The 22,606-nt window shown below is 67.1% G+C and carries 20 protein-coding genes and 1 pseudogene; 14 read left to right on the plus strand and 7 right to left on the minus strand.

Features of this window, described 5'->3' with window-relative positions:
- The first annotated feature begins 102 nt into the window (after nucleotides 1-102).
- The 5 genes from ACWPOB_RS13400 to ACWPOB_RS13420 all read left to right on the plus strand — a co-directional run bounded on the left by ACWPOB_RS13400 (nucleotide 103) and on the right by ACWPOB_RS13420 (nucleotide 5,418).
- On the plus strand, nucleotides 103-531 hold the full coding sequence (locus tag ACWPOB_RS13400; protein ID WP_455401214.1) for a MaoC family dehydratase: 429 nt from the start codon (nucleotides 103-105) through the stop codon (nucleotides 529-531).
- Nucleotides 528-1,391: an HpcH/HpaI aldolase/citrate lyase family protein gene (locus ACWPOB_RS13405; RefSeq protein WP_455401126.1), complete on the plus strand. Its 864-nt coding sequence runs from the start codon at nucleotides 528-530 to the stop codon at nucleotides 1,389-1,391. Before ACWPOB_RS13400 ends, ACWPOB_RS13405 begins: the two co-directional genes overlap by 4 nt.
- 64 nt (nucleotides 1,392-1,455) lie before the next feature.
- Nucleotides 1,456-2,496, plus strand: a complete 1,041-nt coding sequence (locus tag ACWPOB_RS13410; protein WP_455401127.1) for an NAD-dependent epimerase/dehydratase family protein — start codon at nucleotides 1,456-1,458, stop codon at nucleotides 2,494-2,496.
- A gap of 388 nt (nucleotides 2,497-2,884) precedes the next feature.
- Nucleotides 2,885-3,364 (plus strand): MaoC family dehydratase, encoded by a 480-nt coding sequence (locus ACWPOB_RS13415; RefSeq protein WP_455401128.1) that lies wholly within the window; start codon nucleotides 2,885-2,887, stop codon nucleotides 3,362-3,364.
- 935 nt (nucleotides 3,365-4,299) lie between these two features.
- The gene (locus ACWPOB_RS13420; protein WP_165037503.1) at nucleotides 4,300-5,418 is read left to right on the plus strand and encodes an NDMA-dependent alcohol dehydrogenase; all 1,119 of its coding nucleotides are present in this window, start codon (nucleotides 4,300-4,302) and stop codon (nucleotides 5,416-5,418) included.
- A 264-nt stretch (nucleotides 5,419-5,682) separates the two neighbouring features.
- Here the strand turns inward: ACWPOB_RS13420 and ACWPOB_RS13425 are convergent, their stop codons facing one another.
- The 4 genes from ACWPOB_RS13425 to ACWPOB_RS13440 all read right to left on the minus strand — a co-directional run bounded on the left by ACWPOB_RS13425 (nucleotide 5,683) and on the right by ACWPOB_RS13440 (nucleotide 11,024).
- Complete coding sequence (locus ACWPOB_RS13425; RefSeq protein WP_455401129.1) at nucleotides 5,683-7,173, minus strand: aldehyde dehydrogenase family protein; 1,491 nt, start codon at nucleotides 7,171-7,173, stop codon at nucleotides 5,683-5,685.
- A gap of 64 nt (nucleotides 7,174-7,237) precedes the next feature.
- Nucleotides 7,238-8,008 (minus strand): enoyl-CoA hydratase/isomerase family protein, encoded by a 771-nt coding sequence (locus tag ACWPOB_RS13430; RefSeq protein WP_455401130.1) that lies wholly within the window; start codon nucleotides 8,006-8,008, stop codon nucleotides 7,238-7,240.
- Complete coding sequence (locus tag ACWPOB_RS13435; RefSeq protein ID WP_455401131.1) at nucleotides 8,005-9,978, minus strand: flavin-containing monooxygenase; 1,974 nt, start codon at nucleotides 9,976-9,978, stop codon at nucleotides 8,005-8,007. Before ACWPOB_RS13435 ends, ACWPOB_RS13430 begins: the two co-directional genes overlap by 4 nt.
- A gap of 344 nt (nucleotides 9,979-10,322) precedes the next feature.
- Nucleotides 10,323-11,024: an enoyl-CoA hydratase/isomerase family protein gene (locus tag ACWPOB_RS13440; RefSeq protein ID WP_455401132.1), complete on the minus strand. Its 702-nt coding sequence runs from the start codon at nucleotides 11,022-11,024 to the stop codon at nucleotides 10,323-10,325.
- A gap of 479 nt (nucleotides 11,025-11,503) precedes the next feature.
- Here ACWPOB_RS13440 and ACWPOB_RS13445 point away from each other — a divergent pair, with 479 nt between their 5' ends.
- A complete protein-coding gene (locus ACWPOB_RS13445; protein WP_455401133.1) occupies nucleotides 11,504-13,402 on the plus strand; it encodes a CoA transferase in 1,899 nt (632 codons plus the stop codon).
- A gap of 9 nt (nucleotides 13,403-13,411) precedes the next feature.
- Nucleotides 13,412-15,016: an MFS transporter gene (locus ACWPOB_RS13450; RefSeq protein ID WP_346772789.1), complete on the plus strand. Its 1,605-nt coding sequence runs from the start codon at nucleotides 13,412-13,414 to the stop codon at nucleotides 15,014-15,016.
- Nucleotides 15,017-15,436: 420 nt separating this feature from the next.
- Here the strand turns inward: ACWPOB_RS13450 and ACWPOB_RS13455 are convergent.
- A pseudogene (locus ACWPOB_RS13455) lies at nucleotides 15,437-15,684 on the minus strand (transposase); the annotation flags it as partial.
- A 141-nt stretch (nucleotides 15,685-15,825) separates the two neighbouring features.
- On the opposite strand from ACWPOB_RS13455, the gene ACWPOB_RS13460 reads away from it, so the two are divergent.
- From ACWPOB_RS13460 to ACWPOB_RS13470, 3 genes are all read left to right on the plus strand, one after another.
- Nucleotides 15,826-16,011: a hypothetical protein gene (locus ACWPOB_RS13460; protein WP_455401134.1), complete on the plus strand. Its 186-nt coding sequence runs from the start codon at nucleotides 15,826-15,828 to the stop codon at nucleotides 16,009-16,011.
- A 72-nt stretch (nucleotides 16,012-16,083) separates the two neighbouring features.
- Nucleotides 16,084-17,922 (plus strand): AMP-dependent synthetase/ligase, encoded by a 1,839-nt coding sequence (locus ACWPOB_RS13465; RefSeq protein ID WP_100056808.1) that lies wholly within the window; start codon nucleotides 16,084-16,086, stop codon nucleotides 17,920-17,922.
- Between the two features lie 19 nt (nucleotides 17,923-17,941).
- The gene (locus ACWPOB_RS13470; RefSeq protein ID WP_006931544.1) at nucleotides 17,942-18,319 is read left to right on the plus strand and encodes a DUF5313 family protein; all 378 of its coding nucleotides are present in this window, start codon (nucleotides 17,942-17,944) and stop codon (nucleotides 18,317-18,319) included.
- 121 nt (nucleotides 18,320-18,440) lie between these two features.
- Here ACWPOB_RS13470 and ACWPOB_RS13475 read toward each other — a convergent pair whose 3' ends face one another.
- Nucleotides 18,441-19,193, minus strand: coding sequence for a FadR/GntR family transcriptional regulator (locus tag ACWPOB_RS13475; RefSeq protein WP_100056807.1), 753 nt, complete (start codon nucleotides 19,191-19,193; stop codon nucleotides 18,441-18,443).
- A gap of 146 nt (nucleotides 19,194-19,339) precedes the next feature.
- Between ACWPOB_RS13475 and rraA the strand changes: the two genes are divergently transcribed.
- From rraA to ACWPOB_RS13490, 3 genes are all read left to right on the plus strand, one after another.
- Nucleotides 19,340-19,834 carry a ribonuclease E activity regulator RraA gene (gene rraA, locus ACWPOB_RS13480; RefSeq protein ID WP_455401135.1) on the plus strand — a complete coding sequence of 165 codons (495 nt, stop codon included), beginning with the start codon at nucleotides 19,340-19,342 and terminating at the stop codon, nucleotides 19,832-19,834.
- A 202-nt stretch (nucleotides 19,835-20,036) separates the two neighbouring features.
- The gene (locus tag ACWPOB_RS13485) at nucleotides 20,037-20,441 is read left to right on the plus strand and encodes a hypothetical protein (protein WP_455401136.1); all 405 of its coding nucleotides are present in this window, start codon (nucleotides 20,037-20,039) and stop codon (nucleotides 20,439-20,441) included.
- 131 nt (nucleotides 20,442-20,572) lie between these two features.
- Nucleotides 20,573-20,779 (plus strand): hypothetical protein, encoded by a 207-nt coding sequence (locus ACWPOB_RS13490; RefSeq protein WP_455401137.1) that lies wholly within the window; start codon nucleotides 20,573-20,575, stop codon nucleotides 20,777-20,779.
- A 73-nt stretch (nucleotides 20,780-20,852) separates the two neighbouring features.
- Here ACWPOB_RS13490 and ACWPOB_RS13495 read toward each other — a convergent pair whose 3' ends face one another.
- Nucleotides 20,853-21,077 carry an RNA-binding S4 domain-containing protein gene (locus ACWPOB_RS13495; RefSeq protein WP_455401138.1) on the minus strand — a complete coding sequence of 75 codons (225 nt, stop codon included), beginning with the start codon at nucleotides 21,075-21,077 and terminating at the stop codon, nucleotides 20,853-20,855.
- A 95-nt stretch (nucleotides 21,078-21,172) separates the two neighbouring features.
- Between ACWPOB_RS13495 and ACWPOB_RS13500 the strand changes: the two genes are divergently transcribed.
- Nucleotides 21,173-22,537, plus strand: a complete 1,365-nt coding sequence (locus ACWPOB_RS13500) for a cryptochrome/photolyase family protein (protein WP_455401139.1) — start codon at nucleotides 21,173-21,175, stop codon at nucleotides 22,535-22,537.
- Nucleotides 22,538-22,606: the final 69 nt, after the last annotated feature.

The raw sequence follows: 22,606 nt of genomic DNA on the forward strand, positions 1-22,606 counted from the left end.
CGGTCGGCTGCGACCGAGGAGGTGCTGACCGCCGAACCGGCATTCGACACGACCGGACGAGGCTCCCGGCGAATCGTACAGCGCGGCCTGTGGTTCGACGAGATGGAACTCGACACCGTCTACGAGCACCGGCCGGGCCGGACGGTCACCGAAGCCGACAATGTCCTGTTCACGACGCTGACCATGAATACCCAACCGCTCCACCTCGACCAGGCGGAGAGCGAGCAGCTTGCGCCCTTCCATGACCGCCTGGTGAACTCGATGTTCACGTTGTCCACGCTCGTGGGATTGTCGGTGGCGCAGTTGACCCAGGGCACAATTGTGGCCAACCTGGGGTTCTCCGAGGTGAAGTTCCCGCACCCGGTGCGCCACGGCGACACCATCTACGCCGAGACCGTCATCGCGAACAAGCGCGAATCCCGCAGTCTCCCGAACGCCGGCATCGTTACCTTCACCCACGCGGCACGCAACCAACGCGGCGAGATCGTCGCCGAAGCGACCCGCGCCACGCTCGTGAGGAAACAGCCATGAGACAGTGGTCCCCGCCTCCCGGATGGCTGTTCTGCCCCGCCGATCGACCGGAACGATACCGAAAAGCATTGCAGCGGGCCGACATAGTAGTCCTCGACCTCGAGGACGCCGTCGCACCCGAACGTAAGGCCACGGCCCGCCGGGCCGTGGCCGAGCTCGTGAACGATGGCGCCTACGACTTCGAACGAACCGTGCTTCGCATCCACGGTGCCGGCAGCTCCGAACACACAGCCGACCTGCAACTGCTGGGCGAGACCTCCATCGTGCGCATCATGCTGGCCAAAGCCGAGCGGGCCGACGACCTCGCGCCACTCGGCCACCTCAAGGTGATCGCCTTGATCGAAACGCCGCTCGGTGTGGATCAATGCTCATCGCTCGCGGACGCCGCGTGCGTCACCGCTCTGATGTGGGGCGCCGACGACCTCGTCGCCGGCCTCGGCGGACTGTCGTCCCGATACCCCGACGGTCGGTATCGCGACATTGCCCGATACGCCCGGTCGCGGGTTCTCGTTGCCGCCAAAGCCCGCTCCTTGATCGCCATCGATGCCGTCTACATGGACATCCCCGATGTGGATGGACTTCGCACCGAGTGTCTCGACGCGGTGGCGGTGGGTTTCGATGCCACTGTCGCGATCCACCCCACGCAGGTCGACGTCATCCGCGATGCGTACGCGCCGTCCGCCGATCAAGTGCGATGGGCCCGGGACCTGTTGGCGGCGACGAACGACGGCCGCGGCGTGACCACCTTCGAAGGTCGGATGGTCGACGGTCCGGTCTATGCGCAGGCACGCCGCATCCTCGCTCGGTCGCGCCACACCGGCGAGCGAGGCGAACGCGCGACCGAGCCGGCGACGGCCTGACACCCCCGTCGAGAGAAATGTTCAGCGCGGACGCGCTGCACACCAGGAAGTGAAGGACTCGGACATGGCAGTAATGGTGACCGGAACGGGCTTCGTCGGAAGCTACGTCGTCAGAGACCTGTTGAAAGCCGGCAAGGAGGTCGTCCTCTACGGTTACTTCGGCGGCAGGGGAGAACCGGCGGACATCGAGCTGCCCGATCTGAAATTCCTCGACTACCTGCTCGGAGGAGATCTTTTCGACAAGGTCTCCGTCATCGTGGGTGACATCTCGGACCAGGCGGCCGTCAGGTCGGCCGTCGAAACCAACGACATCGACTCGGTCGTGCATCTCGCCTCGATGGTCGGCGCCGCCTCGGAGGCCAACGCGCCGGCCGCCGTGCGGGTCAATGCCGGGGGAACGGCAAACGTCTTCGAGGCCGCCGCCCAGCTCGAGTTGAACAAGGTGGTCTGGGCGAGCTCGGTCACGGTCTTCGGACCCCGTTCGGAGGGACCGCAGGGCGTCATCACCGACGACAGCGACTACGACCCCGACGGCGTCTACGGGGCAACCAAGGTGTTCTCCGAATATCTGGCCACCCGGTACTACGAGAACTTCGGGCTCGACACCGTCGGGCTGCGTTTGAGCCGGGTCTACGGCTTCGGTGAGCACGTCAAGGCGGGTCGGGGATCCGGTACGACGTGGTTGCTCGACGCGCTTCATGCCGCGGCTGTCGAGTCCGGCCCAGCGAGGTTCCTCTTCGGGGATCACAGCCTCGACTTCCATTACGTCGAGGATGTATCCGACGCCTTCGTCCGGGCACTGGAAGGTCCGGACGTCGGCGGCAGATGCTTTCTCACACACGGCGATTACCGTCCCATCAAGGGGGGTTACGAGTTCCTCCGTGCCATGCTGCCGGGGGCGGATCTCTCGTTGGAGAACGGTAGTGGAGCCGACCTGCCCGCCGGCTCCACCATGGCGTGGGCTCGTCGCTACGACGCGAGCAGGGCCGAGGCCGAACTCGGCATTCGCAGCCGTTACTCGATGGAAGAAGGTCTCTACCGGACCGTGAGCCAGTATCGCCGGTATGCAGGGCTACCGGAGGTTTCCCGCCCCGCGGCGAGGTGACCTCTGCCGCTCCGGGATACCGACTCGCCGACCACCTAAGCACCTCGGCCGGAGCCGACCGACCGCGGCGTATGTAATATCGTATGCACATATGTAATCCCGACCGACCCAAAACCTAAACCTAAACCTAAACCTAAACCACGGTAGTTCTCACCCCCGAGCCCACGACGCGGCTCCCGAATCGTGATCCACCGGCGGTGTGGCCGTCCAAGGCTGCACTCCTGATGGAGATTTCCGGGAAGGTGGGAGGACGTCGAAGTCGACGTGGACGAGCCCCGGGCCCACGAAGTGACCTGGCGTATGCGGCAGCAGGTTGGGCGATCGTCGAAGCGGTCGGGTCCAACGTGACACATCCAGGCCCTGCACCACCCGGAATTGAGGGAGACAGATGACCGACACCACCGCACTGCCCGTTCGTCCCGCGAGTTTCGACGAGCTCACGGCGTTGATCGGCAAGGAGCTGGGACCCACCGACTGGCATGACGTCACCCAGGAACGCGTCAATGCCTTCGCCGACGCGACCGGCGACCACCAGTGGATTCACATCGATCCCGAGCGCGCCGCCGCCAGCCTGCTCGGCGGCACGATCGCGCACGGGTTGTACAGCCTGTCCCTCGGACCGGCACTGTCGGCGACCCTGCTGCGGTTCGACGGTTTCGCCCACAGCTTGAACTACGGCTACAACAAGGTGCGTTTCCCCGCGCCGGTGCCGGTGGGTTCACGCATCCGGATGCGCGCCACCGTGCAGTCGGCGGAACAGGTCGGGGGCGGCATTCAGGTGACGATGAGCCAGATCGTCGAGCGCGAAGGCTCCGACAAGCCGGTGGTCGTGTCCGAGTCCGTCGCCCGCGTCGTCGAAGCCGGATAACCCTGATACCGGATGGCGGCGGTCGCCGCGGTTCCGCTCGGCGACGTGAACCGGCTCGGCGCACGGTGCCGCGACGTCGGGCGCGAGCGTCCATACGGTTGAGAAACTGGACGGATCGCTCGATGTGCTGCGGCCAAGTCCAGCCTCGCTACTGCGTATCACGCGTCAGCTCGGCAGTGATGTCACGACCACGCCAACGATTTTCGTCAATTTGTCCAACGCTGACACGGCGGCGCCGATCGCGGGCTCGAGTTCGTGCCACACGCCGAGCGCGCCGCCAGCGAGGACGCACCCGGTCTCGGACCGGGTGGACACCGTGTTCACGCGACCCGCCGCACCCGCCGCCAATTCCCCTATACACCCTCACGAACTCGGGAACGGAGGGTGCGGCCGCCAGGAGGATTCTGTCGACGGGGCCCGGACGTCGGCGACAGATGCTTTCTGACACATGGCGATACTCGGCCCATCGAGATGGGTTACGAGCTCCTCCGCGCACTGCTGCCGAGGGCGGATCCCTCGTTGCAGAAGGGCGGGCGGAGACGACCTGCTCGCCGGCTCGGGTAGACCCGCACAACAGCGACATTGGCTCACGGTCCGGTAGAGACCTGAGGTTTTCCCGCCTCCGCGTCGAGGTGACCTCTCCCGGTCCGGGATGCCGGTTCGCCGGCCGGCGAAGAACCTCTGCCGAAGCGTTGACCGACTGTGATGTACGTTATATCGTATGCAAGTACGTAATCGCGAAGGCCTGCTCCCGACCTCCTGACGCCGCTCCCCACTCGTGAATACACCGGCGGCGGCACCGCGGGCTCAGCCATCGCACGAACCGCGGCGCGACCACCACGCGGCTACGGCGCTCGGACCCCGCAGACCGAGCAGAGCCACCCACCACTGGGCACGTGTCGCCTCCGCGCCAGAGGAACGAAAGGAACGAACCGATGAAGTCCAAGGCTGCACTCCTGATGGAGGTTCCGGGAAAGTGGGAGGTCGTCGAAGTCGACGTGGACGAGCCCCGGGCCAACGAAGTGTTGCTTCGCAACATCGCGGCCGGGCTGTGTCATTCCGATGAGCACCACGCCACCGGAGACAGCGACCGCCAGCACCTGCCGTACTGCGGCGGGCACGAGGGCTCGGCGATCGTCGAAGCGATCGGCCCGGGGGTGACCACGGTCAAGCCCGGCGACCACGTGGTCACGGCATTTCTCCCGAGCTGCGGCCGCTGCCGCTGGTGTGCGCGAGGCATGCAGAATCTGTGCGATGTCGGTGCCCTCATCCCCACCGGCGCGATGCTCGACGGGACGCACCGCATGCATCACGAGGGCCGTGACGTCTCTCAGGCATGCTTTCTGGGTACGTTCTCACAGTGGAGCGTCGTCCCCGAACGCAGCTGTATTCCGATCGACAAGGACATCCCTCTCATCGCGGCCGCTCTCCTCGGATGCGGCGTACCCACCGGCTGGGGATCCGCTGTCACCGCCGGCGGGGTGGTGCCCGGTGACGTCGTCATCGTGATGGGTACCGGCGGTCTCGGAATCAACGCCGTTCAGGGCGCGAAGCATGCCGGTGCCGCGCGGATCATCGCTGCGGACCCGATCGAATTCCGGCGCACCAGTGCACTGTCGTTCGGTGCGACCGACGCCGTGTCCTCGATCGAGGAAGCCACGGACCTCGCACGCTCCCTCACCAACGGTCAGGGTGCTGACGTCGCGATCATCACGACCAGCATCCTCGAAGGCGTCCAGGTCGCCCGAGCGCTCGAGGCAGTCCGGAAAGCCGGAACACTGGTTGTCACCGCGGTTCCCGGCCGCAACCCCGGCGAGCTTCCCATCGATCTCGCGCAGTTCCCCCTCTTCCAGAAGCGCATCCAGGGCTGCTTGTACGGCGCCATGTCGCCCACCCTCGCCGTGCCGAGGCTCCTCGATCTCTACCGCGCCGGGAGCCTGAAACTGGACGAACTGGTCAACCGCACCTTCACTCTCGACGAGATCAACGACGGATGGGCGGCGATGTACGACGGGTCCACACTGCGCGGCATTGTCCTGCACGACACACCGTAGGACGCCTGGCCGGCCCTCCCCAGCGGAGGTGTAGCCGCGCAGTGACGAACATGCCCTGTCCGGACCTGGCCGGACAGGGCATGTTCTTTGTGCAGGAGCATGTTCGCGGTGCGGGATCCCCACGTCTGTACGCTGTCGGTCTCCTGCGCCCCACCATCTACATCACCGGCCCTTGCCAGCTGCGGTGCTGGCCCACCGGCCGGTGCACGATCGACCACGCCGACGGCCCTCGTATGCGGGTGCCGCCGGCTGGTCGATCGTCGGTCAGCGATCGAGGGCCTCGAGAATCGATTTCGTCTCGAGATAGGCATCGAGTCCCTCGACGCTGCCGTCCCTGCCCCAGCCGGACTGCCGATATCCGCCCTGCGGGATGTGAATTCCACCCGCCCGGTGGACGTTCACCCCGACCCGGCCGGCACGCAACTGCCGTGCCACCGCGTGCGCCGACCCGATGTCCCTGGTCCACACGCTCGCGGCCAACCCGTAGTCGGTGTCGTTCGCCAGCGCGACCGCTTCGTCGACCGAGCTGAACCGCATCGCACCGATCACGGGGCCGAAGATCTCCTCCCGCACCACCTTCATCTCGTGGTTCACCTCGGCCATCACGGTCGGTTCGAAGAAGAATCCCTTGCCGTCGACCGGCGATCCACCGCTGACGACACGCGCACCGTCCTCGACGCCGCTGCGGACGTACTCGGCCACCCGGCTCACCTGCCTCGCCGAAATCAACGGCCCCAGGTCGACTCCCGGTTCGCTACCGTGGCCCATCTTCAATGCACGCGCCGCTTCGCCGACACCGTCGACGACCGCGTCGTACACCGAATCGTGGACATACAGTCGCGTCCCGGCCGTGCAGATCTGACCCGCGTTGTAGAAGACGGCCGCGGCCACCGCAGGGATCACCTTGTAGATGTCCGCGTCCGCCAACACCACCACCGGGGATTTACCGCCCAACTCGAGGGTCAGCTTCTTCAGATTTCCGGCAGCAGCGCCGAGAATCAGCTTGCCGACCTCGGTGGAACCGGTGAAGGACACCTTGTCCACACCGCGGTGTGCGGCAATCGCCGCCCCGACCGCCGTCCCCGATCCGGTGACCACGTTCACGACACCGCCGGGTACCCCGGCCTCTTCGAGAAGTGCGGCGACACGCAGCGTCGTCAACGGCGCTTCCATCGCCGGTTTGAGGACGCAGGAGCAGCCCGCGGCCAGGGCGGGGGCAAGCTTCTGCGCCGCCATCACCACGGGGGCGTTCCACGCGGTGATCAACCCTGCGACCCCGATCGGCTCGCGCAGTGTGTACGCATGCACACGCTGCTCCGCCGGGCCGAGCTCGAGGGTTCTGCCGTGGATCTTGTCCGCGAACCCCGCGTAGTAGCGGAACGCGCTGATCGCTTCGCCCACCATCGCATAGGCGTGCGCGAGCGGCAGACCGACGTTCGCACTCTCGAGTCGCGCCAATTCGTCGCGGTGGGATTCGAGGAGATCCGCCACGCGCCAGAGCACAACGCCGCGGTCGGCCGGCGACAGTCGCCGCCACCGACCATCCTCGAACGATCTCCGTGCCACGGCGACGGCCTTGTCCACGTCTTCGGCGTTCCCCCGCGTAACCCGGGCGATGACGTCGCCGGTGCCGGGGTCGAACACGTCGAAGGTCTCACCCGTCAGCGATGCGGTTTCGGCTCCGTCGATGATCATTCCGAGGGGAGTGGCCGGATCGAAGCGTCCGACCTGTGGGGTTACGACGATATCTGTCATCAGAGGTGTTTCGCTTTCGTCAGGAAGGCGTGAGGCGCGCCGGTCGAGGCGTGGTCACCGCGTGCTACTCGCCTCGGAACTGCGGTGTACGGCGTTCCCGAGCCGCGGCGATGCCTTCACGGAAGTCGGCCGTCAGCTTGAGAGCAGTCTGGTCCCTCCAGTCTCTTTCGAGCGTATCGCGCACAGCATCGGCGAGGTCACCGTGAAGTCGTCGACGGATCGCCGCCACCGCCAGTGGGGCCGAGGTGGCGATCTCGGCGGCATAGGACTGGGCCTCGCCGAGCAACTTCTCGTCGTCGGTGAGTCGATCACACAGCCCGATCTGCAGGGCTTCGTCTGCGTAGACCATGCGACCGGTGTAAAGCAGGTCGCTCGCCCGTTGTAACCCGATCAGACGCGGAAGGGTGAGCGAGAGCGCAAATCCTTGGCTGAAGCCCAGTCGTGCGAAGTTGGCGGCGAAGCGGCTCTGGGCGGTGGCGATGCGGAAATCCGCGGCGAGAGCCAACCCGAGGCCGCCGCCGATGGCCGCACCGCGCATCGCCGCGACCACCGGAACGGATCGTTCGAACAGTCTCGGCACCACCTCGTAGATCGGCGAGGTGGCGGCGCCCGGTGCGGCGGTGTCGTTGCTGCCGAAATCGGCTCCCGCGCAGAAGTGCCGGCCGTCGCCGTAGAGCACGATTGCGCGGGCGCCGCGGGTGCTCAGATCGTCGAAGGCATCTGCGAGCGCGGTCAGCAGAGCAGCGCTGAGATAGTTGTAGGGGCCTCGGGCGAAGGTGACGGTACCGACGTGCGAGCTGTCGAGCTCGGTGTCGAGGGCGATGTCGGGTGTCACCGCACTGCCATCTCGACGGCGCTTTCGACCACGTGGTAGTCACCGAGGTCGGCGTTGTTGAGCAGGTGCCAGAACTCGACGAGCTCCCAGGGGTTGTTCCCGACCACGCGTCCCTTGTCGTTGCGGACGTAGGTGGTCATTCCCTGGTGGGTCCAGATCATCTGCTGGTGACGTTCCTGCACGGCCTCGTTGTAGGTCTCGAAGACGTCCTGCCGGCACTCGACTTCGCCGATGCCGGCCTCGAACATCGCTTGCAGGCTCTTGAGGACGTAATTGATCTGGCATTCCATCACGAAGATGAAGGCGCCGCCGTGTCCGAGCTGCGTGTTGGGGCCGTACAGGACGAACAGATTGGGGAAGTCGGGAACGACCGTCCCCAGGTAGGCGCGCGGGTCGGTGTCGTCCCAGGCATCGCGGATGCTCAGGCCGTCGCGGCCCCTGATCGGCAGGGTCGAGAGCATGCGGGCGACGTTGTAGCCGGTCGCCAGGACGATGACGTCGACCTCGTAGCTGTTCCCGTTGCGGGTGTGGATGGTGTTTCCCGAGATGTGGTCGATCCTGTCGTCGGCGTTGTCGACGAGCGTCACCTCAGGACGGGTCAGCATCCGGAACCAGCCGTTGTCGAGCAGCATGCGCTTGCCGTACGGCGGATAGTTCGGGATGACGCGCGGCGCGAGTTCCTGGCGGTCGCCGAGTTCTTCCCGGATGTAGCGTTCGAAGAACCGTCGGTGCCCGGCGTTGATCGCATTGATGGAGTGCTGCGGGTCTTCCCAGTTCGGGTCCTTCTGCAGCGACGGATACACCTTGCTGTCGAAGATCCAGCTGAGCCTGATGCGGTACCAGTGCTGGTACAGGGGGATTTCGCGCATCAGGAACCGGATCGGTTCCGGAACCGGCTTGTGGAACTTCGGGAAGGGTGCCGCCCACTGCCTGGTCCGCTGGAAGATGGTGAGCGACCGAACGTCGTCGACGATGGCGGGCGCCAGTTGCATGGCGCTCGCGCCGGTGCCGATGATCGCGACCCGCTTGTCGGTTAGGTCGAGTGTCGAATCCCAGCGCGCGGTGTGCACCACGGGGCCGTCGAACCCGTCCAGGCCGGGGATATCGGGAACGATCGGCTCGGCGAAGAGCCCGACGGCGCTGATGAGGACGTTGGTACGGACGGTCTCTTCGGTGCCGTCGGGGCCGCGCAGGCGGCTCACCCAGACGTGCTCGCTCTCGTCGTAGTCGGCAGCGAGGACCTCGGTTCCGAACCGGATGTGGTCGTAGATGCCGTTGCGCCGGGCGACGCCACGGAAGTAGTCGTCGATCTCCGCCTGCGGCGGGAAGTACCGGCTCCAGTCGCCCCCGTCGAAGGTGTACGAGTACAGGTGACTCGGCGTGTCGACACTGCACCCCGGGTAGTGGTGCGAGTGCCAGACACCGCCGGTGTCGTTCTGCTTCTCGACGATGATGTACGGAATGCCCGCCTGCTGGAACTTGATCGCCGCGCAGACTCCGGACATCCCGGCTCCGACGATCAGTGCGGTGAAGCCCGGCGGAACGAGTCCGTCCAGCGAGGCGGTGTCCGGTTCGGAGAAGGCCTTCAGGCGGGCGGTCATGATCCCGGCGTACTTGTCGGGAACAGGTGCTCCTTCGGAGGCCGCCATCATCTCGAGCAGCAGCTGCGGCGACGGTTCCGAGATCGCGATCTCACCATTGCGGTGCCAGGCGCGGATCGCGTCGAATGCACCGTTGCGGATCCGGTCCTGGATTTCGGTGGGCAGACCGCCGGTGTCGTTGTCGTCGACACCGCGACTGCGCACCGGCCGGTACGGCTCTTCGAGCCACCGCTTGTCGCCGGTCAGCTGCACCAGCACGAGAAGCAGCGTGGGGATGTTGGCGATGTCGAGTGCTTCGCGCAGCCGGCGGTCGAAGTCGTTGGCTTCCGGCTGGTCCCGGTCTGCGGATTCCGTGGTCGTGTTGGACAAAGCCACACCTTCCCCTCTTGATGAGCGGGCGCCTGATGTTCGCGCTCCGCGATCGCCGATCCAGTGACATACGATATTATGAATACCCATACGGTATATCGAAGATCGTACGGCCGGGTTCCGTTCCGGTCAATACGTGGATCGAGGCGGTTTCGGCCCAGAAGCGGGGTGGATGAAGTGCTGCGGCGACCACCGCGGGGATGCACCGCGGCACGAGGTCCACGCCGGAAAGTGGCGAACACGACGTCAAACCGAGTGGTTTGTCGCAGGATGGAGTGCAGTTTCCCGAAGAATCCGAGCTGCATCGCGCCCGGCGGAACCGAGAGTCGGCCGGTGCTGTGCAATCACCGCCTCGCGATCAGATCGTGGAGACCCTCCCGCAAGGCGACATCCGTCGGCAGCGAGACCTGCCGGTAGAACAGTCTTTTGGTTGCCGCGACGAGGGAGGCGTCGAATCGCGTATACGCCGCAGCCAGCGCGAGCGCCTCCATGTCGGCACGCTGGTCGGCAATGCGATTGACCACGCCGTACGCCAACGCTTCGTCGGCACCGAGCCGGCGACCGGTGGTGACGAGTTCGAAGGCCAGGTTGCGGTTCATGTGCGCGAGAGCACTGGGCATCACCAGCGGCGGATAGGCGCCGTTGGGTAGTTCGGGGTAGCCGAGGGAGAATGCCTCACCTGCTACGACCAGGTCGGCGCTGAGCGCCAACGCGGCACCGGCACCGAGCGCCGGACCGTGGACCGCCGCCACGACGGGAACGGCGAGCGTACTCGGACACGCCAGGACATCCGCCATGATCCTGGCACGGTCGATCACGGCTTCCGTGGGTCCCGTGCGAAATTCCGAGGTGTCGCCACCTGCGCAGAAGACCGGGCCGCACGCCTTCAACACGATCGCCCGCACGGCCGCGTCTGCGGCGGCGGCGGTGTACGCCTCCCGTAATTCGGTGAGAAGCTGCGTGTCGAGCGCATTGCGCTTGGCGGGCCGGTTGAGCGAAATGACGCGCACGCGACCGCTGCCGATTTCCTCGTCCTCGACCAGCACGGTGTTGTGCCCCTCGGATGTCGATCGGGTCATCTCACTCCTCGAAGGGTTCCGTCTTCCGTTGCGGCAGGGGCATGTCCGCTCAGCCTGCGGTGGTCGTGAACGCAGGACGGACCACGCCTTCGCCTGCGGACCCGAACGCTTCACCGGTCACATTCCCGACCTTATGTGTTTGTAATCTCGTATGCAAATACGATAAGATGAATGACGGGTGCCCCGGGGCAGTGCATCGACCGCGAATTCGGTAGCCCGAAAGCACAGATCTCCACGGGCCACGAGTGTGGGTCCGAACGCGAACCGGTAGCGGCGACTGTTTCCGCTCGCACGAATGCGACCGGCCTATGAGAGGACGCAGCAATATGAAACGTGACGCGACAATGCGGTGGCTTGCCGGCGTGCATGTGGTCCAGGTAGGGCGGTCGGTCGCTCTCCAGATTGCCGGCTCTGCCCTGGGACAACTGGGCGCCGTCGTCAAACAGGTGGCCACCCTGCGAGACGTCGACACCAACGCCGACGTCGTCTTGGTCGACCGGATCGAACAACCGGCAGTCCTCCCGGACGGACACGCCCCCAGCGCCGACGAATACCGCGAATTCGTCGCCGCCAACAACCGCAACGTCTGGGTCACCGCCAGCGCATTCGGGCTGACCGATATCCGCGCCGACATGTTCGCATCCGATCTCACACTGCTCGCCGCCAGCGGCATCCTCGGGCACTCGCGCATCGGGGACGAATTCGCCCCTACGGTGCCGCCGGGCACGGTGGCACTCAAGCTCGTCGGTCACGTCACCGCCGTCGCTGCCCTCCACGGACTTCACGCCCGCCGCGCCGGAACAGGCCCGGTGCACGCGGACGTTTCGGCGCAAGCCGCGATCATCGCGACGGGACTGTCGCTTGAGATGGCGCACGCACTGTCGCGTTGCCCGGACGAAGGCGGCAGTGCCCGCTACGGCGCACCCTCGGGCTTCGTCGACTGTCGCGACGGGGCGGTCTACGTTCTCGTGCTGGAAGAACACCAGTGGCGGGCCTTCCGGTCGGTCATGGGGTCCTCGCTCGAATCGGTCACCACCCTGGAAGACGCCCGGCAGCAGTCCGACCACGTCAATGCCCAGCTGACGGCCTGGGCATCGACCCGCACGGCACAGGAGTGCGAGCAAGTCCTCCAGGCGGCGGGTGTCCCCTGCACCGCCGTCAATGCCGTCGAGACCTTCGCCGAGCGCTCACGCGCGCTCGGGCGGAACTTCGACCTGTCCGGACCCGACTGCCCCGTGCTTCCCACCCAGATCACCGAAGTGCCGAAGGACACCGACGACACCGCCGGGCGCAGACGCCTGTCGGACCTTCGGGTGCTCGACGCCGGACATGTTCTCGCAGTACCACTCGCCGGAGCCTGGCTCGGCGCGATGGGCGCGCATGTCGCCAAACTGGAAGACCTCGACCGGCTCGACGTCTACCGCCGCCGAGGCCCGTTCGTCGACGGCACCCCCGGCCCCAACCGCAGCGCATACTTCAATCAGCTCAATTTCTGCAAACATCCACTGCAGTTCTCGGGCGGCGACTCGTCTCGTGCTGTGGACCTCGCCTCGTTCGACGTCGTGATGGAAAACCTCAGCCCCCATCGCGCCCGGGCCATCGGTGTCGACACCACTTCCGTGTTGGCGCAACACTCACCGAAACTCCTGCTCTCCTCCAGTGGGTTCGGGCGCACGGGCGCCTGGGCCGGTTACCGCGCATACGGCCACAACATCCACGCCTTCGCCGGCCTCGTCAATGCCACCAAGGACGCACGGGGCGGTATGGGAGACATCGGCACGCCCTGGGCCGACCCGCTGACCAGCGTCATCCTCGTCACGTGGACACTGGCCTGGTGCCTGGCGGAATCCCACACCTCCAGCTTGGCGCTGGACATCTCCATGGCGGAACTCGTCGCCGTCCAGATCGCCGAACTCGCCGGCCCCGAGGCGGCCGACCCCTACGACCCACGAGAAGCCGAGACCGAGTTCTTCATGCGCGAACACGCCACGGGACGGCTGCTCGCGATCACCCTCCGCAGCGACGAGGAACGCGCCCGCTTCGAAGCCGCTACAGGTGTTCGGCCGCCGGTGATCGACCGCCGCGTTCCCCTCATCGACCAGGTGCCGACAGCTCAGGACGGCCATGACCTCGAGCAGGCACTGCTCGAGCAAGGACTAACGGTGTCCGTGGTCCACACCTCGGCAGGACTGGTTCGAGACGAATTCGTCAGAAGCACCGACCTGTTCCGTTCCGTGGAGAGCCCGAGCGTGGGCCGGTACGAAGTCACCGGTTTGCCGTGGACGCTCGTCGGTGAACAGGTGCAACCACTGCGACCCGCACCCGAACTTCCGACGCGCGGCTGAGGCAACGCGGTGGATGGTGCCCGGTCGGCACTGAACCGGACCGGCACACCAACCGCCGGCGAGCCACCGGGCGGCAGGAACACCGAACCGCACCGACGTGATCCGGCCGCGACATTGGCAATCATCCTCGCGACCTACTTCATGATCGTGTTCGACAACTCGATCATCTTCACGGGCATCCGCGACATTGCGGAAGACCTGGACCTTTCCGCATATGCGATGTCATGGGTGCAGAATGCGTACACCGCCGTGTTCGGCGGGCTGCTCCTGCTCGGGGCACGGACCGGGGACATTCTCGGCCGCAGGACCACCCTCATTGCCGGACTGACGGTGTTCGCGCTTGCATCGCTGCTGGTCGGAGCCGCCCAGAACGGCGCGTGGATCGTTGCTGCCCGAGCGCTGCAAGGAGTGGGTGCCGCTTTCGCGGCGCCCTCCTCCCTGGCGTTGGTCACGGCAGCCGTTCCCGCCGGGAAACCACGGGTTCGTGCTGTCACGGCCTACGGCATGATGGCGGGACTGGGCACCAGCATAGGATTCGTCGTCGGTGGCGCACTGACGCATTGGGTTTCGTGGCGCGCAGGCTTCGCGATCAACGCGCCGATCGGGGTGGCCCTGATTGCGGCTGCGCTGAAATTTCTTCCGCGCACCAGAGCGGTACCCGGGCGCTTCGACATGACCGGCGCGATCACATCGACGGCAGGCATGGCATTGCTCGCATACGGCATCGTCCAGTGCGGCGTATCCGGGTGGACCTCGCCTCTCGCGTTCGGCCCGGTCGCAGCAGCGGTTGTGGTGCTGACGGTGTTCGTCGTCAACGAGGGGCGCGCCGAGCATCCGATCATGCCGTTACGCCTTTTCGCCAGTGGGCAACGGTTCATCGCCTTCGTGGTGCGGTTGCTCTTTGCCGGATCGATGATTCCCTTTTTCTTCTTCGCGTCCCAGTTCCTGCAGGACACATACGGCTGGAATCCGCTGCAGACGGGACTTGCGTTGGTGCCGGCGACTGTTCTGCAATTCGCCACCTCGATGTGGACGACGCGCCTCACAGCCCGATTCGACAATCCGCCATTGATTCTCGTCGGGCTCGCACTCGTCACGGCAGGTACGGCCTGCGCCACCCAGCTCACCGCCACCAGCACGTACGTCGTCGGTGTGCTGGTACCCATGGTATTCATCGGCGTCGGTCAAGGTCTCACATTCGGACCTCTCACCGCAGTAGGAATCTCCGGCGCCCCATCCGAGGATGCCGGTGCCGCATCGGGGTTGGTGAACACCGCGCATCAGCTGGGAAGCACTCTCGGTATTGCTGCGCTGACCGCAGTCTCTGCACAGGCGATCGATACCGCAGAACGTGTTGCCGCCGCATATGCCGCCGGGGCGGTCATTACGGCCGGCGCTATGGCCGTATCGGGTCTCCTGTTGTTGCCCGGCGCACGAAACGCTGGAGGCCGGTCGCAGTATGTCGACAAGGGAACGGTTGACCTGCCGCACCTGGATCGAGCGCTCCATCGGGGACCAGTTGACGGTCGAGGAGAAGACGCTGCTCGACTTTGCTCTCCCCATCAGGAACGGGCGCCGGTTCCACGGCACGGCGGCCGCCGCCCCGCGCAGTAGCGGGTGGGGCGGCTCCGGCGCGAGCACCCGGGCCGACGACGGTCACCGGATGCGCCGGCAACGCGGCATGCCCCTCGGCGGCGCACCACGCGGCGAATTTCGCGTAGGTGCGGCGGGTGCCCGCGGCGCGGGAGCCGGCCACCGCCGCGGCGATCCGGTCGGCGGTGGCCGGTGCGAGGTCCGGTAGCGCGGGCCCCGCCGGGTGTCAGACAACTATCTCGGACGACGCCTTCCGGATGCGACACCTATCTCGGACATCGCACCGACAACGTGGACAAGGACAGTCCCGGCGACCGAAAACGCGCTCAGCTGGGGGTTTGTGGGAATCGCTGCGTAAATGGCATTTTTCAACACCATCCGGTTAGTCGTAGACCGAATTCAGCGGTGTCTTCATCGTCCCCGCAAGCGGGCGGTACCCCCAGGCCACGACGACCTCGGCGTAACAGCCGCGAAGTTCGTCGCGCAGTGGGTGCGGCACCTCTGCCACAAGTCCGCCGGGCAGGGTCGCTCCGATCGCAGACGTCAGCCTGCGAGGGCATCGGAGGTCACCCGCTTCACCCCGGTCAGCCCGCGGGCGACCAGGGATCGGGAAACGTCGGCCAGCCGGCCCCGTCCTCGGCGGAAGTGGCATCCAACCCCAGGATCTCGCGGTAGCCGTTGGCGTTGACTGGACGTCCTGGCTCGTCCCCGCAACGACAAGCCCGCCGAGACCGTCACCGACCCTGCCGAGGAGGTGAGACTGGCCGTGACTGCATGACCCCTCGAGGAGTCACGCGACGACGTCGCACAGCCGGCACCGGCTCGCCGGGGTGCCCGGCCGACGGCAGCTGTACGCGCTCACCGACGCGATCACGGACCCACCCCCGATCGCACACCGGTCCCTCGACCTGTCCGTGCTCGACCGGGCCGTGCTAAGCACCGCCCGGCGCGCACCGCAGGTGCTGCGGGCGGCCGCGGCTCTCGCCCACGCCCGGCAGCACCGGCAGGCGCGGTGAGCATGGACCGGAAGCCGGAACGAACAGGCGAAACCCTCCCCACGGTTCGAGCGGCCTTCCTAGACTCGAAGCATGACAGCGCTGCGAATCTCCGACGAACCCGTCGACCACTCGAAGATCGAGAAGCGGGCACCGTCGGTGGCTCAGCTCTTCCTCGATCGTGTCGCGGCCAGCCCCGGCACGGAGGCGTTCCGGTTCCCGAAGGACGACGGCTGGGAGAGCGTGACGTGGCAGCAGGTCGGTGACCGCGTCCGCCTGCTCACGGCCGGGCTGATCGCGCTCGGCATCGAGCCCGAGGACCGTATCGCGCTGGCGTCGTCGACCCGGTACGAGTGGGTGATCGTCGACCTCGCGGTGATGTGCGCGGGGGCCGCGACCACGACGGTCTATCCCACCACCAAGGCTCCCGACGTGGGGTTCATCGTGTCCAACTCGGGCAGCCGCGTGGTCGTCGCCGAGGACAAGGCACAGGTCGACAAGCTCGTCGAGCAGCGCGCACAGCTACCGGACGTGCAGCAGGTGGTCGTGATCGACGGCCCCGGGGGCGGGGACTGGGTGATCACCCTGGCCGACCTCGAGGAGCGGGGCCGGCAACTGATCGCGGAGTCGCCGAACGTCGTCGAGGATCGGGTCCGGGAGATTCGGCCGGATCACCTTGCCACCCTCATCTACACGTCCGGCACCACCGGCAAGCCCAAGGGCGTGCGGCTGCCGCACTCGGCGTGGACGTACACCGCCGCCGCCGTCGATGCCCTCGACATTCTCGGCCCGGACGATCTGCAGTACCTGTGGTTGCCCCTGTCGCACGTGTTCGGCAAGGTGCTACTGAGCCTGCCCCTGCAGGTAGGCATGCCCACCGCCATCGACGGCCGGGTCGAGAAGATCGTCGAGAACCTCGCGGTCGTGCGGCCAACCTTCATGGGCGCGGCCCCACGCGTCTTCGAGAAGGCCCACGCGCGCATCGAGGCGATGATGGAGGAAGAGGGCGGCATCAAGAAGAAGATCTTCGACTGGGCCGTCGGGGTCGGAATGAGGGTCTCGAAGGCCAAGCAGGAGGATCGCAACCCGTCGCTGCTGGACCGGTTGCAGTACAAAGTCGCCGACAAGCTCGTCTTCTCCAAGATCCGGGAGCGGTTCGGCGGCCGGCTGAGGTTCTTCGTCTCCGGGTCCGCTCCGCTGGACCGCGAGGTCGCACAGTGGTTCGATGCCGTCGGCATCATCGTCCTCGAGGGGTACGGGCTGTCGGAGACCTCCGCCGCGACGTTCCTCAACCGACCGCTCGCCTACCGCTTCGGCACGGTCGGCTGGCCCTTCCCGGAGACCGAGGTCAAGATCGCCGAGGACGGGGAGATCCTCATCAAGGGTCCCGGTGTGATGAGCGGTTACCACGATCGTCCCGACGCGGACGCCGAGGCGTTCGAGGACGACGGCTGGTTCCACACCGGCGACATCGGCGAGGTGGACTCCGACGGGTTCCTGCGGATCACCGACCGCAAGAAGGACATGTTCAAGACCTCGCAGGGCAAGTACGTCGCGCCGTCCGCCATCGCCGCGACCTTCAAGGGCCTGTGCCCGTACGCGAGCGAGATCATCGTCCACGGCGAGGGCCGGCCGTACTGCGTGGCGCTGGTGGGCCTCGATCCGGAGGCGATCCACGAGTGGGCCCAGAAGAACGGCATGGGCGACAAGTCGTTCGCGGAGATCGCCCGGGACGAGAAGACCCGCGAGCTGATCGCCGGGTACATCGACCAGCTCAACGAGCAGCTCAACCGGTGGGAGGAGGTCAAGAAGTTCACCATCATCGACCGCGAACTGTCGGTCGAGGCCGGAGACCTCACGCCGAGCATGAAGCTGCGCCGCAAGATCGTCATCGACAACTTCTCCGACCGGCTCACCGGGCTGTACGGATAGGCGGCCTATCCTCGGATACATGACGAGTAGCGCGCGACCGAGTTTTACCCAGTACGTCGGATACCTGTTCGGCCGCACGCTCCCCGACTCGCTCCAGGACTGGGTCCGCAACGACCTCGTCGGGCCCGGCGCGACGATGCGTTACCTCGTGCGGTTCACCCTGCCGATCGTGCCGTTCCTGGCGCTGTTCCTGCTCATCCCCGGGCCGGTGTGGATTCCGCTGGCGATGATGGCGCTGCTCTTCATCCCGCTGGTGTACTTCGCGATCGCCCTGATGCAGATCTGGCGGCGGCACCGCCTGGAGCAGCACGGCCTCGACCCCAACCTGCTCGGCGAGAAGGCGCGGGTGCGGGCCGACCGCGAACGCAACGAGTACGAGCGGCGATTCGGGCGCTGAGCCGAGCGGGAGTTTCCTGCGCCGAGGGGGCTGCTACGTAGCGCCCCACCCGCATGTCGGCGCGGCAACCTCCCCCTCAACGCGGTGCTCTGGGAGCGCGGTGCCCTGGGAGCGCGGGGTCCTAGGACAGCACCTCGACGAGCGTGGTCGCCGAGTCACCCGTCATGTACCGCTCGACGCTGTCGAGGTGCCTGCGCCAGAACGCTTGCGCCGCCTCGGCATCGTCTCCTCGCAGCAACGTGACGAGCTTGCGGTTGGCGCGCAACGCCGCGGACGCCCCGGGGCGTTCCGCCGAATCGGCGCGCGTGGAGAGATACAGCGCATTGTGTGCGTCCATGATGTCGAGCAGCATCCCCGCGAGCGCCGCCATCGTCTGGTTCCCGGCGAGTTCCATCACCGCCCGGTGCACCTCGGTGTCGTACTTGGCGAAGGCGGCAGCGTCGCCGAGGAGTTCCTCGCCCCGCTCGACCAGTTCGGCGAGCGTGTCGATGCGCCCGGCCGGGGCATCGGCGAGCAGGCCGACGGCGTCCACCTCGAGTTCGGTGCGGGCGCGGTACACGTCGGCCAGCGGGACACCCCGGTACTGCAGCAGCAGTCCGGTGTAGCGGGCGGCGGTCGAGCCGTCCGGCGCCTGCACGCGGGCACCGCCGTGGGCGCCGCGCAGGACGGTGATGATGCCTTCCGACTCGAGAATGCGGAACGCCTCCCGCAACGTGGGCCGGGAAACGCCGAAGCGTTCCATCAGTGCGGCCTCGTTCGGCAACGGCTCGCCGGCGTGCAGTTCCCCGGTGATGATCTGGCGGCGCAGGCTCGCGGCGATCAGTTCACCTGCCTTGGGCACGCGAACAACCGTCGAGCTTCCGTCGAGTGGCATTTCACCGTCCTGTGTGCGTCATCCATCCCAGCCCCGATGGCTCTTAGGATACAAGAATCTACCGGTTTGAAATCTAAAGAGGCAGATGATCTGTCTCTATCCGTCCCCCGCCGAGTGGACGCCGTCACCCCACTACTCTCGGCGGTATGAGCGAACCCTCCACCAACGACGTTCCGGCCACCGCCGACCTCGCCGACGAGATCGGCCCCGACATCCGCAGCTGCGACACGCAGTTCGTCCAGTTCGGCGGCCGCGAGGTCTTCGCCGGCCGGATCACCACCATCCGCTGCTTCCAGGACAACCTGCTCGTCAAGCAGACCCTGAGCGAGCCGGGCAACGGCGGCGTCCTCGTCGTCGACGGCGATGCCAGCGTGCACACCGCCCTCGTCGGCGACATCATCGCCGGCCGCGGCGTCGACAACGGCTGGGCCGGTGTCGTCGTCAACGGCGCCGTCCGCGACTCGGCCATCCTGCGCACCCTCGAGATCGGCATCAAGGCGCTCGGCACCAACCCGCGCAAGAGCACCCAGACCGGGTCCGGCGAGAAGAACGTGCCGGTGGAGTTCGGCGGCGTCACGTTCAACCCGGGCGAGATGCTCTACAGCGACCACGACGGGATCGTCGTCCGCGCCGAGGACTGACAGGGGCCGGCATGCTCATGGCGCTGCGTACGGCGCGGACCTCCCTGCGTGCCCGCAAGGCGGATCCGGTCCGGCCGCACGAGCACGCCACCTGACGTCGCGGGCCGCCGTCCTCGCGGCCGATGGTGGCGAGGTTCGGCGGCAGTGCCCACACTGGAGGGATCACGGCCGCACGTGCGGCCCGCGACCTCAGGAGACCCTCATGGGCGACAACAACCCGTTCGGATTCGACCCGGAGGACCTCGACCGCGTCTTCCGCGATGCCGGGGAAGGGTTGCGGGACCTCGCCGCCAAGATCGGCCGGTTCGTCGAGCAACCGGACGCCGGGATTCCGTGGTCGAGCATCTTCCCCGACCTCGGCGGCGCACCGCGCACCCGCCCGGCACCGCCCACCGCCGGCGAGACCGGCGACGGCGTGTGGGTGATCTACACGCTCGACGGCGACGGAACCGCCCGCGTCGAGCAAGTTTTCCCCACCGAACTCGAGGCGCTGCGCGCCCACAAGAACAACACCGACCCGCTCCGGTCGGTGCGCTTCCTGCCCTACGGCGTCACCGCCGGCATCCTGGACCGGCGCGAGGACAAGGACCCGGACGAAACCGCCTGACAGCACCTCCGAGACAGCCTTCGTCTCCCGCACCCGGGCATCACCTGCGGGCCGAGCCGGTATGGGGAGGTCGACCGAAAACGGGTGCGCCCCGGCCCGTATGCGCGCAAACTGGTAACCAGGAGGTCATCATGCGAGCGCTGAAGGGCCTGCTCAATTCGGTGCTGGGGATCCTCACGGCCGTGCTCGGGGCGGTGGTGGGGATCCTTGCGGCGGTGGTATGGCTCGTCGGTGGGCTGCTGTGCGTGACGATCATCCTGATTCCGCTGGGTATTCCCGTCATGAGGCTCGCCCGCCGGCTGTTCGCCCTTGGCAAACAGGTGCGGCGTCTCCCCTGAACGTCGCAGGGGATTGAGGATTTCGGAGACTGCAGCTGTGGTCGCACCGGCGCTGCAGGCCGTCACCTCGGGCTCACGCCCCGGCCGTCACGCGTGCGGCGGCGGCCCCGATCTCCACGACGTCGCCGACGTGCAGTTGCCGCCCGCGCCGCACCTCCACCTCCCCGTTGACGCTGACGAGTCCGTCGGCGATCACTTCCTTCGCCTCGGCGCCGGATTCGATCAGGCTCGCCAGCTTGAGGAATTGACCGAGCCGGATGGACTCGTCGCGGATGGGCACTTCGAACACGTCGGACATGCGGCCAGTCTCTCACCCGCAGTGCTTTCGACCCGCCCGACCTCGACCCGCCCGCCCGGCCCACGCCGGGCCCCGCTCTCACGCACACTGGACGAGTGAGCCGACCCGGTATCGTCTGGTTCCGCCGTGATCTGCGGCTGCGGGACCTGCCCACCCTGTTGTCCGTCGCCGACACCTCCGACCGGGCACTCGCGCTGTTCGTGCTCGACGAGTCGCTGCTGCGCCCGTCCGGATCCCCGCGCCGCACCTTCCTGATGCGGTGCCTGCGCGCCCTCGACGAGGACCTGGGCGGACGGCTGCTCGTCACCCACGGCGACCCCGTCACCGTCGTCCCGGCACTGGCCCGGGAACTCGACGCCGACGCGGTGCACATCAGTTCCGACCACGGCCCCTACGGCACCCGCCGCGACGAGGCCGTCGAGCGGACGCTCGGCGATGTCCCGCTGGTGCGCACCGGCTCGCCCTACGCCGTCGCGCCCGGCCGCGTCCGTAAGCCCGACGACACCCCCTACAAGGTGTTCACCCCCTTCCAGCGGGCGTGGCACGAGCACGGCTGGCGAGCCCCGGCCGCCACCGACGCCGGCACCGTCGACTGGATCGACCCCGGCGATCTCGACGCGCGCGTACCGATCCCCGCCGACGACGACCTCGACGGGACCACGCTGCCACCCGCCGGGGAAGCCGCCGCGCTGCACCGCTGGCACGAGTTCCGCGACGACGACCTGCCGCACTACGACACCGAGCGGGACCGGCCGGACCTCGACCGCACCAGCCGGCTCTCCCCCTACCTGAAATTCGGGTGCATCCACCCGCGCACCCTGCTGCACGACGTGCGATCCGACCACGGCGGCCCGGCGAACCGGCTGCGCAGCGAACTGGCCTGGCGCGACTTCTATGCGGACGTGCTGTACCACCGGCCCGACACGGCCCGCCGCAACTACAACCGCCGCTTCGACCACATCACCTACGACAGCGGCCCCGACGCCGAACGTGCCTTCGCCGCATGGAAGGAGGGCCGTACCGGCTTCCCCATCGTGGACGCGGGCATGCGGCAGCTGCTCGCCGAGGGCTGGATGCACAACCGGCTCCGCATGATCGTCGCGTCCTTCCTCGCCAAGGATCTGCATCTGCCCTGGTGGTGGGGCGCCCGGCATTTCATGGACCGGCTCGTCGACGGCGACCTGGCCTCGAACCAGCACGGGTGGCAGTGGACGGCCGGCAGCGGCACCGACGCCGCGCCCTACTTCCGGGTGTTCAACCCGATCACGCAGGGGGAGAAGTTCGATCCGACGGGTGAATACGTGCGCCGTTGGGTACCCGAGCTGCGGGGTGTGAACGGCAAACGCGTGCACCGGCTCCCGGATGGTCCGCCGGACGGGTACCCGGCGCCGATCGTCGACCACGCCCACGAACGGCAGGTGGCACTCGACCGGTACGGGCGGATCGGCGGAAAAGGCTGACCCATCCGGGCCGCGCACCGCTCCGAATGCCGATCGGACGGACCCCCCGTACCGGACGGACAACCGAGA

It is taken from the genome of Rhodococcus sp. 2H158 (assembly GCF_053764755.1).

Coding starts and splice junctions, on each gene's coding strand:
- ACWPOB_RS13475 (WP_100056807.1), bottom strand. CDS start 19,193: ATGCCACTCGACGGAAGCTCGACGGTTGTTCGCGTGCCCAAGGCAGGT.
- ACWPOB_RS13470 (WP_006931544.1), top strand. CDS start 17,942: ATGACGAGTAGCGCGCGACCGAGTTTTACCCAGTACGTCGGATACCTG.
- ACWPOB_RS13465 (WP_100056808.1), top strand. CDS start 16,084: ATGACAGCGCTGCGAATCTCCGACGAACCCGTCGACCACTCGAAGATC.
- ACWPOB_RS13405 (WP_455401126.1), top strand. CDS start 528: ATGAGACAGTGGTCCCCGCCTCCCGGATGGCTGTTCTGCCCCGCCGAT.
- ACWPOB_RS13490 (WP_455401137.1), top strand. CDS start 20,573: ATGCGAGCGCTGAAGGGCCTGCTCAATTCGGTGCTGGGGATCCTCACG.
- ACWPOB_RS13400 (WP_455401214.1), top strand. CDS start 103: ATGGAACTCGACACCGTCTACGAGCACCGGCCGGGCCGGACGGTCACC.
- ACWPOB_RS13420 (WP_165037503.1), top strand. CDS start 4,300: ATGAAGTCCAAGGCTGCACTCCTGATGGAGGTTCCGGGAAAGTGGGAG.
- ACWPOB_RS13495 (WP_455401138.1), bottom strand. CDS start 21,077: ATGTCCGACGTGTTCGAAGTGCCCATCCGCGACGAGTCCATCCGGCTC.
- ACWPOB_RS13410 (WP_455401127.1), top strand. CDS start 1,456: ATGGCAGTAATGGTGACCGGAACGGGCTTCGTCGGAAGCTACGTCGTC.
- rraA (WP_455401135.1), top strand. CDS start 19,340: ATGAGCGAACCCTCCACCAACGACGTTCCGGCCACCGCCGACCTCGCC.
- ACWPOB_RS13415 (WP_455401128.1), top strand. CDS start 2,885: ATGACCGACACCACCGCACTGCCCGTTCGTCCCGCGAGTTTCGACGAG.
- ACWPOB_RS13485 (WP_455401136.1), top strand. CDS start 20,037: ATGGGCGACAACAACCCGTTCGGATTCGACCCGGAGGACCTCGACCGC.
- ACWPOB_RS13425 (WP_455401129.1), bottom strand. CDS start 7,173: ATGACAGATATCGTCGTAACCCCACAGGTCGGACGCTTCGATCCGGCC.